The organism is Massilia sp. Se16.2.3, from assembly GCF_014171595.1.
Classification (GTDB): Bacteria; Pseudomonadota; Gammaproteobacteria; order Burkholderiales; family Burkholderiaceae_D; genus Telluria.
Genome location: NZ_CP050451.1, coordinates 4,220,611 through 4,236,785, shown reverse-complemented (window position 1 = coordinate 4,236,785; position 16,175 = coordinate 4,220,611). Strand labels below are relative to the sequence as shown.

10 protein-coding genes are annotated in these 16,175 nt (G+C 56.9%); 6 read left to right on the top strand and 4 right to left on the bottom strand.

The window, feature by feature from the left end; genetic code table 11:
* Positions 1-385: 385 nt before the first annotated feature.
* From G4G31_RS19310 to G4G31_RS19300, 3 genes are read right to left on the bottom strand one after another with little or no spacing between them, the layout of a single operon-like run.
* Complete coding sequence (locus G4G31_RS19310) at positions 386-3,520, bottom strand: efflux RND transporter permease subunit (protein ID WP_182988984.1); 3,135 nt, start codon at positions 3,518-3,520, stop codon at positions 386-388.
* Positions 3,517-5,136 (bottom strand): efflux RND transporter periplasmic adaptor subunit, encoded by a 1,620-nt coding sequence (locus tag G4G31_RS19305; RefSeq protein WP_182988983.1) that lies wholly within the window; start codon positions 5,134-5,136, stop codon positions 3,517-3,519. The genes G4G31_RS19310 and G4G31_RS19305 overlap by 4 nt, the downstream gene beginning before the upstream one ends.
* Complete coding sequence (locus tag G4G31_RS19300; RefSeq protein ID WP_182988982.1) at positions 5,133-6,449, bottom strand: TolC family protein; 1,317 nt, start codon at positions 6,447-6,449, stop codon at positions 5,133-5,135. The genes G4G31_RS19305 and G4G31_RS19300 overlap by 4 nt, the downstream gene beginning before the upstream one ends.
* Positions 6,450-7,061: 612 nt before the next feature.
* Here G4G31_RS19300 and G4G31_RS19295 point away from each other — a divergent pair.
* A complete protein-coding gene (locus G4G31_RS19295; protein WP_182988981.1) occupies positions 7,062-9,485 on the top strand; it encodes a heavy metal translocating P-type ATPase in 2,424 nt (807 codons plus the stop codon).
* Complete coding sequence (gene cueR, locus G4G31_RS19290) at positions 9,485-9,886, top strand: Cu(I)-responsive transcriptional regulator (RefSeq protein WP_056343996.1); 402 nt, start codon at positions 9,485-9,487, stop codon at positions 9,884-9,886. Before G4G31_RS19295 ends, cueR begins: the two co-directional genes overlap by 1 nt.
* A gap of 143 nt (positions 9,887-10,029) precedes the next feature.
* Here the strand turns inward: cueR and G4G31_RS19285 are convergent, their stop codons facing one another.
* The gene (locus G4G31_RS19285; RefSeq protein ID WP_182988980.1) at positions 10,030-10,236 is read right to left on the bottom strand and encodes a heavy-metal-associated domain-containing protein; all 207 of its coding nucleotides are present in this window, start codon (positions 10,234-10,236) and stop codon (positions 10,030-10,032) included.
* A gap of 1,382 nt (positions 10,237-11,618) precedes the next feature.
* On the opposite strand from G4G31_RS19285, the gene G4G31_RS19280 reads away from it, so the two are divergent.
* The 4 genes from G4G31_RS19280 (at position 11,619) to G4G31_RS19265 (ending at position 16,146) form a co-directional block, all read left to right on the top strand.
* Entirely contained in the window at positions 11,619-12,056 is a 438-nt protein-coding gene (locus G4G31_RS19280) for a hypothetical protein (RefSeq protein WP_182988979.1), read from the top strand.
* Between the two features lie 828 nt (positions 12,057-12,884).
* A complete protein-coding gene (locus G4G31_RS19275; protein WP_182988978.1) occupies positions 12,885-14,303 on the top strand; it encodes a TolC family protein in 1,419 nt (472 codons plus the stop codon).
* Between the two features lie 13 nt (positions 14,304-14,316).
* Positions 14,317-15,708: a multicopper oxidase family protein gene (locus G4G31_RS19270; protein WP_182988977.1), complete on the top strand. Its 1,392-nt coding sequence runs from the start codon at positions 14,317-14,319 to the stop codon at positions 15,706-15,708.
* Between the two features lie 87 nt (positions 15,709-15,795).
* Positions 15,796-16,146 (top strand): copper-binding protein, encoded by a 351-nt coding sequence (locus tag G4G31_RS19265; RefSeq protein WP_056344013.1) that lies wholly within the window; start codon positions 15,796-15,798, stop codon positions 16,144-16,146.
* Positions 16,147-16,175 lie beyond the last annotated feature (29 nt).

The window sequence follows — 16,175 nt, the reverse complement described above, 5'->3', positions numbered from 1 at the left end:
GTCCCAACTACGAGGGACGTCGAGTCCAGCCAGTCTCATGCATCCAGATTTCTACCTCGTGTGCCCGCCACCGAAGCATTTTCGTCCTATGGATGTACATCCTTGGCGGCACGGCTGTTGGGTTTCGGAGGAGGTCCCGCCTGATTGTATGGGCGCTTCTTCCCAACAATACGGCTAGTTCATCAATTTCCAGATACGTGGTCATCAGGCTGCTCTACAAAGGCTCACCGAAGTCCTGACGAAGTGTCGACTTCAGTAGGCCAATGTGTAGCGAATGGTTTTATGCACGGTTGTATTGCGTATGCCGCAACGACGTTGTAAGCCGCACCGGCTGGGCGAACTGCTTTTGTTAGCCCAGCCACAGTCAGAGCTTGCGGTCGAGTACCTAGCGTCCTGGTATAGCGCGCTCCTGCAGCAGACGCCAAGCAGCTGGGATGACGAACAGCGAGAGAAGCGGCGCCGTCACCATCCCTCCGACCATTGGTGCGGCAATTCGCTGCATGACCTCGGACCCGGCACCATCACCGAACATGATTGGGAGCAGGCCAGCAAGGATGACCGCGACAGTCATTGCTTTGGGACGTACTCGCAACAGGGCGCCCTCACGTATCGCATCCAGAATCAACTCGCGTGTCAGGGGCTGTCCCCCATCTAGGCGAGCCTGAAGTGAATTTCGTAAGTACACCTGCATCACTACGCCAAACTCTGCAGCAAGTCCTGCAAGTGCAATAAACCCAACCGCCGTTGCCACCGATACTGCATGTCCGAGAGCCCAAATAAACCAGAATCCTCCGACTAGGGCGAACGGTACGGTCAGCATAAGCAGCGCGGCTTCAGCAGTGGAACGGAATGCCAGGTAGAGCAGCAGGAAGATGACCAGCAGGGTAAGCGGCACCACTGTCTTAAGCCGACCGGCCGCACGTTCCATGTACTCGAACTGCCCGGACCATCCCACGGCGTAACCAGGCGGCAGCTTCACTTTGTCATGCACCTGCTCCTGCATCGCGCGAACGGCTGTCGACAGGTCAACGCCGCGGACGTCTACATACACCCATCCTGAAAGCCTTGCGTTCTCGCTACGAATCATGGGAGGGCCGTCGGTGACACTTAGCGATGCGACGTCGCCGAGCTGAATCTGGGCACCACGTCCGGTCACGATGGGAAGCTCGCGCAAGGACTGGACAGAGTTCCGATAGTCCTGCGGATAGCGTACGTTTATCGGAAAACGTTGGCGCCCATCGACAACTTCTCCAACGTTCTCACCACCGATTGCCGACGACACGATGGTCTGTATGTCCGCGACGCTCATGCCGTACCTTGCTGCGCGAAGTCTGTCGATGTCGATGTCGATATACCGGCCGCCGCTTAGCCGCTCAGCAAGGGCAGAGGTGACACCTGGGACTGTCTTTACTGCCGCCTCAACTGCGGTAGTAATCTTGTCGATTTGAGCCAGGTCGGGGCCTGATACTTTGACACCGACTGGGGTTTTAATGCCGGTGGAGAGCATGTCAATGCGATTGCGAATCGGCGGCACCCAGACATTCGAGAGCCCGGGAACCTTCACAACTTTGTCGAGCTCCTCTACGAGCTTCTCTGGCGTCATGCCCGAACGCCACTGGTCTCGTGGTTTGAACTGAACCGTCGTTTCGAACATTTCCATCGGAGCTGGGTCGGTCGCGGACTCTGCGCGACCAGCTTTGCCGAATACAGTGGCCACCTCGGGAACGGTTTTGATGAGGCGGTCTGTTTGCTGGAGCAGCTCGCTGGCCTTCGCTGCAGAAAGCCCTGGAAGCGCTGAGGGCATGTACAGCAGGTCCCCCTCATTCAATGGGGGAAGGAATTCTCCTCCCAGTTTCGAAATAGGGATAGCCGTCAGCAGTAGTGCAATCAAAGCCATGCCGAGCGTTGTCCAAGGATGTTTCAAAGTTGCTTCCAGAAGTGGCCGGTAGCCTTTGATAAGCAGCCGATTTACTGGATTGGACTCCTCGCTGGGTATGCGTCCCCTGATGAGGTAACCCATCAGCACTGGTACCAGCGTAATTGAAAGTGCAGCTGCCGCGGCAAGCGAATACGTCTTTGTGAAGGCGAGAGGTGCAAACAGTTTGCCTTCTTGCGCCTCGAGGCCGAACACAGGAATAAACGAAAGCGTGACGATGAGAAGCGAGAAGAAGAGTGCAGGACCGACTTCCACGGACGACTTCGCGATGACGTCCCAGCGGGTACGAGCGTCGAGGCTCGTTTTCGGATGGGCGTGCGCATGCGCCTCCAGGTGCTTGTGCGCGTTCTCGATAAGTACTAGAGCAGCGTCGGTTGCCGCCCCGACCGCGATAGCGATGCCGCCGAGGGACATGATGTTTGCATTCACACCTTGGTATCGCATCACAATGAAGGCGGCGAGTACTGCGAGTGGAAGTGTCACGACAGCGACGAGCGCACTCCTAACGTGGAAGAGGAAGACAGCGCATACGATAGCGACGACCACGAACTCTTCGATGAGCTTGTCACGCAAGTTCGCAACCGACGCTGAAATCAGTTTCGAACGGTCGTAAGTGGTCACGACTTCGACACCTTTCGGAAGGGACGCTTGAAGTGTCGCTAGCTTGGCTTTCACTGCTTCGATGGTGTCGAGCGCGTTTTTCCCCGAGCGCATAATGACAACGCCGCCTGCTACCTCTCCTTCCCCGTTCAGCTCCGCTATCCCGCGGCGCATCTCTGGTCCCAGGCGGACCGAGGCCACGTCGCGAAGCAGGACTGGCGTGCCCGCATCGCTCGCATTAAGAACGATATTTCGGAAGTCCTCCAACGAGCGCAAATAACCGTGGGAGCGCACCATGTACTCAGTTTCGGCCATCTCGATGACAGAACCGCCTGACTCTTCGTTTGCATCTTGGACTGCTTCGAGTACCTGGGCGTGCGACATGCCAAACACCCGCAGCTTGTCCGGGTCGAGCACAATCTGATACTGACGGACCATCCCACCAATGCTCGCTACCTCGGCAACGTCCTGCACGGTCTTGAGTTCGAATTTCAGGAACCAGTCGTTGATAGCGCGAAGCTGGCTAAGGTCGTTCTTCCCACTTCGGTCGACTAAGGCGTACTCAAACACCCATCCAACACCGGTGCCGTCAGGTCCTAGTTCTGCTCGCACGCCGGCGGGCAAGCGATTCTGCACCTGGTTGACGTACTCGGTAACACGTGAGCGCGCCCAGTACAGGTCAGTATCGTCATCGAACAAGACGTAGACGAATGAGTCTCCGAAGAACGAGTAGCCGCGAACGGTCTTCGCTCCCGGCACCGAGAGGAGAGCCGTCGTTAATGGATAGGTGACCTGGTCTTCGACTAGCTGCGGCGCCTTGCCGGGATACTGGGCTCGGATAATGACCTGAGTGTCTGAAAGGTCGGGAAGGGCGTCGAGGGACGTTGCGCGCAAGGAGTAGACGCCCCAGACCGCTACCAACACGGCCGCAATGAGAACCCAGACACGCCCTGCGATTGACGCCCGTATGATGCGGGCAATCATGGCTTACCTCCGGCCGCGGCCACAACGCTTTTGAGCTCATAACCGTCTTCGCTTTCGACAAACGAGAACTGGACGGTCTGGCCAACCTTGATTTCCTTGAACGAATCAGGCTTCGGCTTCTTAAAGTCCATCGTCATTGCAGGCCACTGCAGAGTGGCGATAGGGCCATGCGACAGCGTTATCGCTTCGCCAGTTACCTGTTCGACTTTGCCAGTTCCTTGGTGGGATGGTGACGATGGTTGGACAGGTTTCTTCGTATCTGTCGTCTTAGGGGACATCGACATCTGTGGCATTGGACTTGGTTGCGCGTCCGGTGCCGGTGCGCTTGGACTGACGTCTGTAGGGGGCATCGAGGCGTCGGTCACAAGCTTCGGCAGTATCGACTTCAGATTCGCTTCCGAATCAATCAAGAATTGACCAGACGCTACTACGCGCTGGCCTTCGCTCAGCCCACTGAGAATCTCAGTTTCGTCGCCGATTTCTCGTCCTGGAGCGACAATCACTGGGCGCATGCTGTTCTTCTCGTCAGCAACAAAAACGATGGAGCGTTTACCCGACGCGATGATGGCCTCGGATGGAACAAGGAGACGGGATTCAGGTTTCGCAGCGCTGAGCCTGACTCGCATAAGCATTCCCGGAATCAAGCTCCCATCCTTATTGTCCAATTCCAGTCGAGCTTGGGCTGTCCGGGTGGTGGTACTTACGCCTGGCAGAATCTCACGTACTTTGCCCTGGTAAGTGCGCTGTGGGTCTCCGCCGAAGGTTGCGGTTACCTGCATACCAGGACGCGCTGAACCGATAACTGCCTCTGGCACTTCAGCAAGCAGCCAAATCGTTTTCATACCGATGACTTTTGCAATCGTCATCCCAGGCGTAACCTGCGCCCCTTCTCGGACCGCTAGTTCGGTGACGACGCCGGAAACTGGAGAGGAGAGCGATAGGTGGCTTTGTGGTCGACCTGTACGGTCCATGGCCGCCACCATCGAGTCTGGGATAGATAGGGCACGCATCCTTTGGCGAGCTGCAGCCGTTAAGGTGGTGTCGCCGCTGCGCTTCAGCATCAGATACTCCTCCTGCGGAGCCAGCCAGTCTGGGACATAGATAGACGCAAAAGCTTGTCCGCGCTTCACTTGCTGTTGTGGTGCGCGTACATGTAGCTTATCGACGAAGCCTGCCACGCGGCTCTGTACAACTTCGGCTTTGCTTTCATCGAACTGGGTACTGCCTACAAGTTCAAGAGAAGCCGCTTGCTCGGCGCGCCGGACGGTCGCAAATCGAATGCCGAGGTTTTGTTGAAGTGACGGTGAGATTTTTACGCCGGCCGCTTCACCACCTTCCTCTGCGTACACAGGGACGAGCTGCATATCCATGAAAGGGCTCTTGCCTGGTTTGTCGAAGCGCTTGCCTGGGACCATAGGGTCATGCCAGTACAGGACTCGTTTCCCTGTGGCTGGGTCGACGTTAGACGCTGGCGAGGCCGTTAATGGCGCAGTACCGCGCGTGCTAGTACCGGTTCCCGATACAGTCGCTCTCGTGCCCGCCCAGTAGCCGCCATAGGCAAGAAGGGAACCTGCGACGATGAGGACTGCAACTCGTGATTTGTTGACCTTGTTCATTGTGCTGCTCTCGATTGCGTTGCGATGTCATGCGGGATTAGGTGTAACTCCAAGCTCGCCCAGATAAGGGCGGCTTCCTCTTCTAGTGCATTCACTTGCAAACGCTTTTCGAGCAAAGCACGCTTGGCCCTGAAAACCGCAGTCAACGTGCCTGTGCCAGCGCGGTAGTCAGCAAGTGCCAAGTCACCCTGTTGATTGACAGTTGGGAGCAGTTCCGAATTGAGCTGCGCAATACGGCGCTTGCGGCTTTCGAGTTGAGCCGACTGCACCTGTATCGTCGACTGCATGTCAACCAGCGCTTCTTCATATTCCAGTCTGGCTTTCGTTCCGAGCTCGGACTTCTCCGCGATGTCACGGTCCTGTCGCTGGGTTCGGTTGAGGGTTAGCGGAATGCTCACGCCGAACGACACCATGTTCGAGTACTGGCTGCTACGTTGGGCAAAGCCGGCTTCAAACGACCAATCAGGATTACGCTCACGGACGGCCACCGCTTTGTCAGCGTCAGCGAGGCTAACTGCACGGCGCGCGTTGAGAACGGTAGGATGATAGCGTTCAAGGTCCGAGGCCGGCAGAGTCGGAACGTGTGTTGTGAGTTCAGGGGGCGTGTCTGCCACCCCGACAATGTCCGTGCGCGTCCATCTGCGCAGGTTAATTCGCGCAGTTTCCAGCTCCTGCTCCGCCGCGTGTATCGAGTCGCGACTCAAGATTAGTTCCGTCTTCGCCTGCAGCACATCGCTAGCCGAAGCCTTGGCGCCGCGATGTGCCGCCTGAAGGGCTGCGAGGTCTTGTTCCATCTGGCGTGCAACGGACCGTGATAGCACTACTGCCCGCTGTCTGTACAGAACAGTTAGCCAAGCTTTGCCGGCTTCTTCGCGTACAGTCGCGACCTTTTCGAGGTATGCACCTTCAGCGCTCTCCGTCGCGCGTTGAGCGCGTTCTGACCGCGCTTGGCGTTTGTCTCGGGAGACCCATTGCTGTTCGATGCCAATCCGACGCATTGTCATGAAGTCGGCATTGGGACGGAATTTGTCGGGACCCGACACAGGCAGATTGTCGAGGCCCAGCTTAAGCATCGGGTCCGGTAGTTGGTCGGCTCTTGCTGCCGCCTGAGAACTTGCCGCGACCGAAGCACGAGAGGCCTTGGCAGAGGCGGAGGCAGCTGCCGCTAGACGTAGCGCCTCGTCGAACGTGAGCAGCGTTGGGCTGGCGTTAGCTAGGCTCGAGGTAAGAAGCAGTACAGCCGCGAGCAGGGTGTGGCGTTTCCGTGCAGTGGCGCATAGCACGGATGTATACAACGTGAAAATAGAAAGCATAAATCCTCCGCGAATGAAAACGAGCGCCGGCGGCAATAGCTAGCCGGGCGTTAAGCAGGCGGGGAGGAAATTAGATTCGGATTCTGAGCGTACGGAGGTACGGCGGGGCGACGCCAGGCTCGGGAATCTCGCCAGACCACGACGTGGGCGACGCCATCTGCAGCAGGGGTACAAGGATTCGCACTAACGCTGGATTCGAGAGCGGTGCCAAACCTGGAGGTCCGCTGTGGTGCTCCAGCGATGCTTTGGTGTCTGCAGAAAGTTCAGCGCAATGCACCGGTTTTTCGATATCCATGCCAGCACATGGCATGCCGTCCATCATCTGCGAGTCCATCACTTTCGTCGTCAGCTCTGGACAGACGTACGAAGCCATGGCAATTCCCGTATTGAAAACGGTAAGCACCAACAACAGAGCAACGTAGCGGAAGAGTGACGGGAAAGAGCGCCGCATTGGATGGAATTATCTAAACAGTAATCATGTAGGCACCGATTCTATCCCAGTCTTGTGTCGAGTTCAGAGCTTTTCGACCTTACGTTCGACTGCAACAAGTCCTTGACCTTACCATCGCTGGAAGGTCTATCCTTCTTTTAATCGAGGACCGGAGAATCAAAATGAATGCAGTCATCAAACCTACCGTCGCAGCGGCGGCCTTCACTTTCCCAGTGGGCGGCATGACGTGCGCCTCCTGTGTCGGCCGTGTTGAGAAAGCCTTGAAGGCCGTTGCTGGTGTAGAGCGCGTTGCTGTCAATTTGGCCACAGAAAAGGCGACCGTTCACGTTGTCTCAGGGGTGAGTCCCAATACGCTCTATACCGCTGTCGAAAAGGCTGGTTATGAAGTGCACAGTGAAACGTTCACACTCTCGGTCTCTGGAATGACGTGCGCATCCTGTGTGGGGCGTGTCGAGAAGGCACTCAAGAACGTGCCTGGCGTAACCGATTCCTCGGTGAATCTCGCGACCGAGAAGGCACGTGTCACCGCTGTCGGCGTGACAGTTGAGCAGTTGATTGGAGTTGTCGAAAAGGCCGGCTATCATGCTGTCGCCGCAACTGACGCCTCTGCTCAACAGGACGCTCTGCAGAGCGGTTTCCCAACTTGGTGGCCGGTTGCGGCGGCAGCGCTACTAAGTCTGCCGCTCGTGTTGCCGATGCTGCTTATGCCGTTCGGCTTAGACCTGGCTCTACCTGGCTGGCTGCAGCTGGCGTTGGCAACGCCAGTCCAGTTTTGGCTAGGCGCCCGATTCTATAAGGCTGGCTGGAAAGCTCTCCTTGCGCGTACAGGGAATATGGACCTCTTGGTCGCTCTCGGGACCACCTCGGCGTACGGGCTGTCGGTGTATCTACTTCTCACACAAGGCAATCATGAGGGGATGTCGCATCTTTACTTCGAGACCTCCGCCGTCGTGATTACGTTAGTTCTTCTCGGCAAATGGTTAGAGGCACGAGCGAAACATCAGACTGTCGCCGCATTGCGTGCCCTTGAGTCGTTACGTGCCACAGTCGCATTGGTACGACGAGGTGGCCATGATGCCGAGATTCCAGTTGGACAGGTCGTCGTTGGTGACCTGGTCATTGTCCGGCCAGGCGACCGTGTACCGGTCGATGGCAAGGTCGTCGAAGGTACCAGTCATCTTGATGAATCGCTGCTTACCGGCGAAAGCCTGCCGGTCGCGAAAAACGTCGGCGACCTGGTCACCGGTGGTGCAGTGAATGCCGAGGGCATGCTTGTCCTGCAGGCCACTGCGGTTGGCGGCGACACTATGCTGTCCAATATCATCAGGCTCGTCGAAGACGCGCAAGCGGTCAAGGCACCAATTCAGCGTTTAGTCGACAAGGTCAGCGCCGTGTTTGTACCGGTTGTTCTCCTTATTTCAGTTGTGACCTTTTTCGGGTGGGGCCTGCTGACGGGCGACTGGCAGCAAGCGCTACTCAACGCCGTAGCAGTGCAAGTTATCGCTTGTCCTTGTGCACTCGGTCTTGCGACTCCCACTTCGATAATGGCAGGAACTGGCGTCGCAGCACGTTACGGGATTCTCATCAAAGACGCGGAGGCGCTTGAGACAGCGCACGCAGTGAACGTGGTGGCTTTCGATAAGACCGGCACCCTGACTGAGGGCAAGCCAGCTGTGGTTGCTACCGAAGGAATTGGAAGAACCGAAAACGAGGTTCTCTCCCTAGCGCAGGCTGTCCAGCAATATAGTGACCACCCCCTTGCGAAGGCGGTTGAAGCAGAAGCTCAGAAGAGCGGAGTTAGGAGGCTTCCAGCCACGAATGCACAGGCACTTCCCGGTCGAGGCGTTCGCGCCGACGTCCAAGGGGCGACGGTTTTTCTGGGAAACCGTAGGCTGTTGGAGGAGATAGGCGTCGTGCTCAGCGATATTGACGCGTCGGCAGCGCGCCATGAAGCCGCCGGCCGAACGGTCTCTTGGCTTGCTGTGCAACAGAATGGCAAAGTCGAGCTGGCTGGATTGCTCGCGTTTGGGGATACGTTGAAGCCATCGGCCAAGGCTGCAGTGAGTCGTTTGAGAGATATCGGCGTGGCCTCAGTCATGCTTACCGGGGACAACGCTGGTAGCGCTCGAAGTGTAGCCATCGCTGTAGGTATAGACGATTTTCGTGCCCAGGTGCTCCCCTCTGACAAGGCCGATGTAGTAGCCGCGCTAAAGAGCGGTGGCAAGGTCGTCGCAATGGTAGGCGATGGCATCAACGACGCGCCGGCTCTTGCATCTGCAGACGTTGGGATTGCTATGTCTACCGGCACGGACGTAGCGATGCATACCGCAGGGATTACGTTGATGCGGGGAGACCCGAGGCTGGTTGCGGATGCTATCGACATATCGAAGAAGACGTACCGGAAGATTCAGCAAAATTTAGGCTGGGCCTTCGTGTACAACATTGTAGGCATACCACTTGCTGCCCTGGGCTACCTCAACGCAATCATTGCAGGAGCTGCAATGGCTCTCTCAAGCGTGTGCGTAGTATCGAACGCGCTGCTTCTCCGCCGGTGGAAGCCGGCCTTTGCTATCGGAGGTAAATGATGAACATCGGACAAGCTGCCGACGCCTCAGGCGTTACCGCCAAGATGATTCGGTACTATGAAAGCATAGACCTGATTACGGCTGCGAATCGCACTGACTCTGGTTACCGTCAATACACTACGAATGACGTGCAAACCTTACGCTTCATCAAACGCTCTCGCGACCTGGGATTCTCAATTGAGCGCATCAAAACCTTGCTAAGCCTCTGGCAGGACCGCGGCCGACATAGCGCAGACGTGAAAGAGTTAGCCCAGAGATACATCGCTGAGCTCGATGAGGACATTGCGAAACTTCAGTCGATTCGGGCTCAGTTATACCACGTGGCCAACAACTGCCATGGCGACAGTCATCCAGATTGTCCGATTCTTGATGAGTTAGCGAAGCCACATGCCTGCGCTTAGCTCGGGCGCTCGCTGGAGGTGAGGTATTTGGGTTGGGAACTTTTGCGAAGCAGGATGCCGGTTGCGGACACTTGGTCAGGCGCATGCCAAGTGAGTAGTTGCGAAAGCGAGGCAGAGCGGGTTGCCCGCTCTGCCTGGTGGCATTAGGAGCCAGCGGCTTCTATCACCGGGTAACCAGCATTGATGATTGCCGACTTGACGGCATCGAAGTCCATATCTGTAGCTACGCGTACTTTCTTACTTGCGAGGTCGACCTCGACACGAGCAGCGCCGTCGAGAGCTTGCACCGCCTGTGTAACACCGCGGACGCATCCTCCACAGTTCATTTTTAGGACATTCAGTTCATACATAACAGCTCCTTGGAAGGGTGGGATTCCAAGATAGTGGTTGCTACGATGGGAAGGTCAAGACCAAATTTCGAGAGGAAAGTTTGGTCGCGCCATGTCAATAATTGATGGGCTACTTGCTGCGATAATGTCCGCGAACGTAAGTGCCGTCACGTCGGGTGTACCCGCTTACATGTGTTGTCTTAGGCCGCATAGTGGCCGAGCTAATGTCTCCGTAGCAGGACCCATTCTCAGCGCAAGAAGGTCCGCTTGGCGCGGGCAACGGAGCTGACTCAGCTGCCCCCGAAACTAGAGCCGTAGTTGGTGCATGGGGCTTGATGGACGCGCTGTAAGGCCTCTCGTACGCAGGCTGTTTACCACCTGTACTATTGGATTCGGCGCGCGCATGCGACGCGTTCGCAGTGCGCCCTGACGCCGGAGGTAGTGTGGCTGACGCCCTTGCTGTGTAGATACAACTGCTGTACCCCTTCTGGCAGTTGTACGAATTCCGACGATATGCAGACTGTTCAACCGTGGTGCGCTGGATGTCTGTGAGAAGACTGGTATCGCAGGTAGAGTATCCGCTGTTGCAGTTTCGGAAGTTGCGAGTAAGGCCGGATACCTCGGCTTGCTTGCGCTGCGCTGCTGTCAGCAGAGCCGTATCGCACGCCGAATAACCTTTGTCGCAGTTCGTGAAATTTCGGTCCAAGGCCGAGACTGCAACTTTTCCCTGCTGTTGCTGGGTCAGCAAAGTCGGGTCGCAGGATGAATAGCCGCTGTCGCAGTTGCGGAAATTTCGCTTTAGATGCGATTCGCTGACTTGAACTTGCTGGGACGGTGTCAATAGGGATTGGTCGCAACTGCTGTAACCGCTATCACAGTTACGGAGGTTGCGTGCCAGGGCCGAGCCATGAACCTGTGCTCGCTGACGTTCTGTCAGCAGACCCAAATCGCAACTAGAATACCCGCTGTCGCAATACCGAAAATTTCGCGTCAGGGCGGACTGGCGTACTTGCTCAAGCTGCGACGCGTTTAAGAGGGATACGTCACAGCTTGAGTAGCCAGCTTCACAGAAGCGATAGTTTTGGCTGAGTTTCGCATCCTGGGCGCCTGCGTGTGCGGACACGAGAAGCAACAGTGAAAGCAGAAGGCGGACGAGGTTCATTAGTTGGATGAGGGCGGTGAAGTGTAATTAATTGCAAGGTGCAAGGACAGAATATATCGTTGCTCAGCATAAGTACTACTTTTTTGCACTAATGACAACTGCCATCGGCGCGCGGCGGGGCATACATCGTTTTTCTTATCGGGGAGTCTACGATTTCGCTTGACCTTCCCATTGTGGGAAGCTGTATCGTTCAATTTGCGTCGCCTTGACGATATAAACGACCGTGCTACACTCTCGACCAATGAATCGCACCCTGAAAACCTATTTGCTATGGCTGCTAATTGCCGTGATGCCCTTCCAGGCATTCGCGGCAAATGTGCTGCGCACTTGCAATTCTGGCCATCAGGGCATGACCATGGTCGCAGCCACCTCGATGGACCACAGCGACGCGTCGGCAAGTTCACACGATGCCGTTATGGACCAGCAGTCAGGTGATGAGGAAGAGTGCTCAGAAATGGCGTCCTCAGACGACCAAGATAACGACGCTTCCAAATCGCTCAAACATGGGTCATGCAGTGCTTGTGCTGCGTGCTTTGTTTGTGCCGTTGCACCACCGCAATTGTTGACCTTCAAACCTTCCTTCAATAGCGCTGAGGTCTATGTGACCTTTGGCTCTACTCTCGTCGCCGGTTTCATTCCCGACAGTCTCGAACGTCCCCCTCGGCTTCTCGCCGCTTAATCGTTTTCGGTAGCAACGACGCGCGTACTCGCTCGTATTCCGTTGTGCTTTTGTCGCGCATTACTGCTGCGCGTCTACTTTCGATTATGGGACGACTATGTTCTCCAAACGTTTTGTTGCCGCCAGTGCGGTAGCCGTAACATCGTTCGCGTCCGTCGCGGGCGAGCCACCAGCTTCACTCAAAGCGGCCGACCCGGCTGCGCAGGTTTCACAAACGACGTACACGTCTGCTTTCTCTACTTACATACCGGCTGCTACGGATAACGTCTCGCCTGACAAAGTTTGGAAAGAGGCTAACGCTACTGTCGCGAGTGAGGGTATGCACGGTGGCGCTCATGCGGGCCACGCGCCAGCAGCGCAAGGTGCAGGGAGCCACAGTGGCCACACGATGCCGACTCAAGGCGCGACTTCGGGCGCCCATGCCGGCCACGGAACACCAGCCGAACCGGCTGGCCAGACCCCACATGCGGGTCATCAGATGCCAGCTCAAGCTATCGCTCCAGCGGCCCCGACTGGCCAACGTTCGCCGGCAGCGCATACAGGCCATCAAATGGCACCGGCGGTAAAGCAGGACCCCCACGCAGGGCACCAGATGGCACCAATGACTAAGCCGGAGCCACACGCGGGTCATCAAATGGCGCCGGTGACAAAGCCTGACCCACACGCCGGGCACCAGATGGCGCCGGTGCCAAAGCCCGACCCCCATGCAGGACACCAGATGGGCCAGGAAAAAATGCCGGCCAATGCTACTCGCCCAGCCCCTGCAAAGGGTGCGGCGAATGAGGCGTCGCATGAACAGCATCAGCAACAAGGAAAAGAGACGAAAAAATGAAGCCTATCGTATTCACACCATTACTCAAGACTTCCAGTCTCTTGCTGGCCGTATCGGTTTTAGCCGGATGTTCGACGTTGTCCAATGACGGCGGGGCGAGCGACGTCTCGAAGTTGACGCAGCCCCGTATCGGCTTTGGAGTGACCGGCGAAAGAACCGACAGCGACGCGCAGGCTAGCTCTGCCCAAGTCTCCAAGCTCCTGGCAGCGCCGTTGACGCCTGATTCTGCGGTGCAGATTGCATTGCTCAACAACCGCGGCCTTCAAGCTTCGCTCGCTGAGCTCGGTGTATCCGAAGCCGACTTTGTCCAAGCCGGCCGTATGCGTAACCCGGGCTTTTCATTCAGCCGGATGCGTGGCGGCGATGAAGTCGAAATCGAACGTAGCGTGATGTTTGACCTTATTGGTCTGCTGACTATTCCACTGCGAAGCACTATTGAGCAGGGCCGATTCGAGCAAGCCAAGATAACGGCTGCATCAGAAGCAGTTCGTCTGGCTGGCGAAACACGTCGTGCGTACTTCAGCGCTGTTGCAGCTGCTCAGACAGAGAAATTTATGAGCCAGGTAGTGACTTCTGCCGAGGCTGGAGCCCAGCTCGCACAGGAGCAAGCCAAGGTTGGCAACTGGAGCAAACTGGACAGGGCACGTGAGCAGGCTTTCTACGCGGAGGCGACGACGCAGTATGCCCGCGCCCGGCACGCTGCTACGGCAACGCGAGAGCAACTTGCCCGCTTACTAGGCCTCTGGGGTTCGAACGTCAACTATAAGATTCCCGACCGTCTGCCAGACCTCCCCCAAAAGCCGAATGAGCCGGGGGCGCTCGAGGCTCTTGCGATGGAGCAGCGACTCGACATCCAGATTGCGAAGCGGGACGTTGATGCTACCGCTCGGTCACTGGGCCTGACGAACGCTACAGGCTTTATCAATGTTCTGGACGCTGGATACGCCAACAAAAGCACTACCGGCGCGCCTCGTGAGAACGGCTACGAAATATCGCTTGAGCTACCTATCTTCGACTGGGGTGGGGCTCGACGTGCTCGTGCGAAGGCAACGTACATGCTCTCGGTCAATCGCACCGCCGACGCTGCTGTTCGCGCGCGCTCGGAAGTGCGAGAAGCGTACTCGGCGTACCGCACGACCTATGACGTCGCCAAGCACTATCGCGACCAGGTGGTCCCGCTAAGAAAGCAGATTTCGGAAGAGGTCCTCCTTCGGTACAACGGGATGCTTGCCAGTGTTTTCGAATTGCTGGCTGACTCGCGCGACCAAATCACGAGCGTCAACGGCGCCATTGAAGCGCAACGAGATTTCTGGATTGCAGAGACCGAGCTGCAAGCGGCCATAAACGGCAGCGGAGGGGCCGTTTCACAGCCAACCGTTGCAGCGTCGAGTTCCGCGCCAGCGGCTGAACATTAATTGGAGAGTTGAGATGGTTTCACGTAGAGATTTGTTCACCGGTGCCGCGGCACTGGTCGGGGCCGGGGTGGTTAGCCGAGTCGGCGCAGCATCCCTCCCAGAAGCAGTAATCATGCAGAGCGCTGCGACGCAGGTTCCACCACCGCCACCGAACGGCCGTCCTTACAACCCGGTTGTGACTCTTAACGGGTGGTCGCTCCCATGGCGCATGAACAACGGAGTTAAGGAGTTCCACCTGGTTGCTGAGCCGGTTGTGCGTGAGTTTGCGCCTGGCATGAAGGCAAACCTGTGGGGGTATAACGGCGCGTCACCGGGGCCGACCATCGAAGTGGTCGAAGGTGACCGTGTTCGTATTTTCGTGACCAACCGTCTGCCGGAGCACACCAGCATCCACTGGCATGGCCAACCACTTCCAAATGGTATGGACGGTGTTACCGGTTTGACGCAAAAAGGCATCCAGCCTGGTAAGACGATGGTGTACGAGTTCGAGGCCAAGCGGCCCGGTACGTTCATGTACCACCCGCATGCCGATGAAATGGTGCAGATGGCCATGGGGATGATGGGATTCTGGGTAACCCACCCGAAGAATCCTAACTTCATGAAGGTCGACCGCGATTACGTATTCCTGCTCGGAAGCTACGACATTGAGCCAGGAAGCTTCGTGCCAAAGACCTCGACCATGCTGGACTTTAATCTGTTCACATTTAACAGTCGCGTCTTCCCAGGTATCGACACGATGGTCGCGCGCCAGGGTGAGCGTGTGCGTATTCGCTTCGGCAATTTGACGATGACCAATCACCCGATTCACCTGCACGGGCACGAATTCGAAGTGACTGGCACGGACGGTGGTTGGACCCGGCCGGAATCGCGTTGGCCAGAAGTGACCGTTGACGTTGGCGTGGGCCAGATGCGTGCCATCGAGTTTGTCGCGAATAACCCAGGTGACTGGGCATTCCACTGCCATAAGTCCCATCACACCATGAACGCAATGGGCCACGACGTTCCGACCATGATTGGCGTCTCCCAACGCGACGCTGCGAAGAAGATTAGTTCAATTATTCCGGATTACATGGCGATGGGCTCTACGGGCGGCTCGATGGGTGAGATGGAGATGCCGCTGCCGGAAAACACTCTTCCGATGATGGGTGGCCAAGGCCCCTTCGGTGGAGTTGAAATGGGGGGTATGTTCACCGTGATGAAGGTCCGTAAAGACCAGAAGCGCGGCGACTACAGCGACCCTGGTTGGTACAAGCACCCAGCTGGCACGCTCGCTTACGAATGGAACGGTGCGCCACCTGAAGCAGTTAGAAGTACATCGGCCGGCGGGCAATCCATGCCTGGGCCGAAGCCAGCGCAGAACGTAGAGTTTAACGTCCGCAAGCCGTCAGGCCACTCCGGGCACTGACAGGAAATAGGGTTGCTGAGTAACCGAATCGAACGTGCAACTGGCGGTTAGAAACGACCGCTACCTAACTTGAAAGAAGAGATACCAATGAAAATCGCAAAAATCGTCACCCACTTCGCCGCGGCTACGTTTGCGCTTACCGCCGTCAATGGCGCCATGGCCCAATCGCATGACCACGGAAATCACGCACCTACTGCCATCGCCGGCCAGGAGACGACCATGTCCGACGGCGAAGTCAAGAAAGTAGACAAAGACACCGGCCGCCTCACCATCAAACATGGTCCACTCGAAAATCTGGGCATGCCTGGGATGACGATGGTGTTTGGGGTAAAGGATGCGTCGGCGCTTGATGCCCTTAAAGCGGGCGACAAAATCAAGTTTGTCGCCGAAAAGCTCGAGGGACGATACGTCGTCACGCAGCTCGCAGTTCAGAAGTAAGTAGCCAGCTAGTACAAGGCGTCGTCGTC

Coding starts and splice junctions, on each gene's coding strand:
- G4G31_RS19310 (WP_182988984.1), bottom strand. CDS start 3,520: ATGATTGCCCGCATCATACGGGCGTCAATCGCAGGGCGTGTCTGGGTT.
- G4G31_RS19305 (WP_182988983.1), bottom strand. CDS start 5,136: ATGAACAAGGTCAACAAATCACGAGTTGCAGTCCTCATCGTCGCAGGT.
- G4G31_RS19300 (WP_182988982.1), bottom strand. CDS start 6,449: ATGCTTTCTATTTTCACGTTGTATACATCCGTGCTATGCGCCACTGCA.
- G4G31_RS19295 (WP_182988981.1), top strand. CDS start 7,062: ATGAATGCAGTCATCAAACCTACCGTCGCAGCGGCGGCCTTCACTTTC.
- cueR (WP_056343996.1), top strand. CDS start 9,485: ATGAACATCGGACAAGCTGCCGACGCCTCAGGCGTTACCGCCAAGATG.
- G4G31_RS19285 (WP_182988980.1), bottom strand. CDS start 10,236: ATGTATGAACTGAATGTCCTAAAAATGAACTGTGGAGGATGCGTCCGC.
- G4G31_RS19280 (WP_182988979.1), top strand. CDS start 11,619: ATGAATCGCACCCTGAAAACCTATTTGCTATGGCTGCTAATTGCCGTG.
- G4G31_RS19275 (WP_182988978.1), top strand. CDS start 12,885: ATGAAGCCTATCGTATTCACACCATTACTCAAGACTTCCAGTCTCTTG.
- G4G31_RS19270 (WP_182988977.1), top strand. CDS start 14,317: ATGGTTTCACGTAGAGATTTGTTCACCGGTGCCGCGGCACTGGTCGGG.
- G4G31_RS19265 (WP_056344013.1), top strand. CDS start 15,796: ATGAAAATCGCAAAAATCGTCACCCACTTCGCCGCGGCTACGTTTGCG.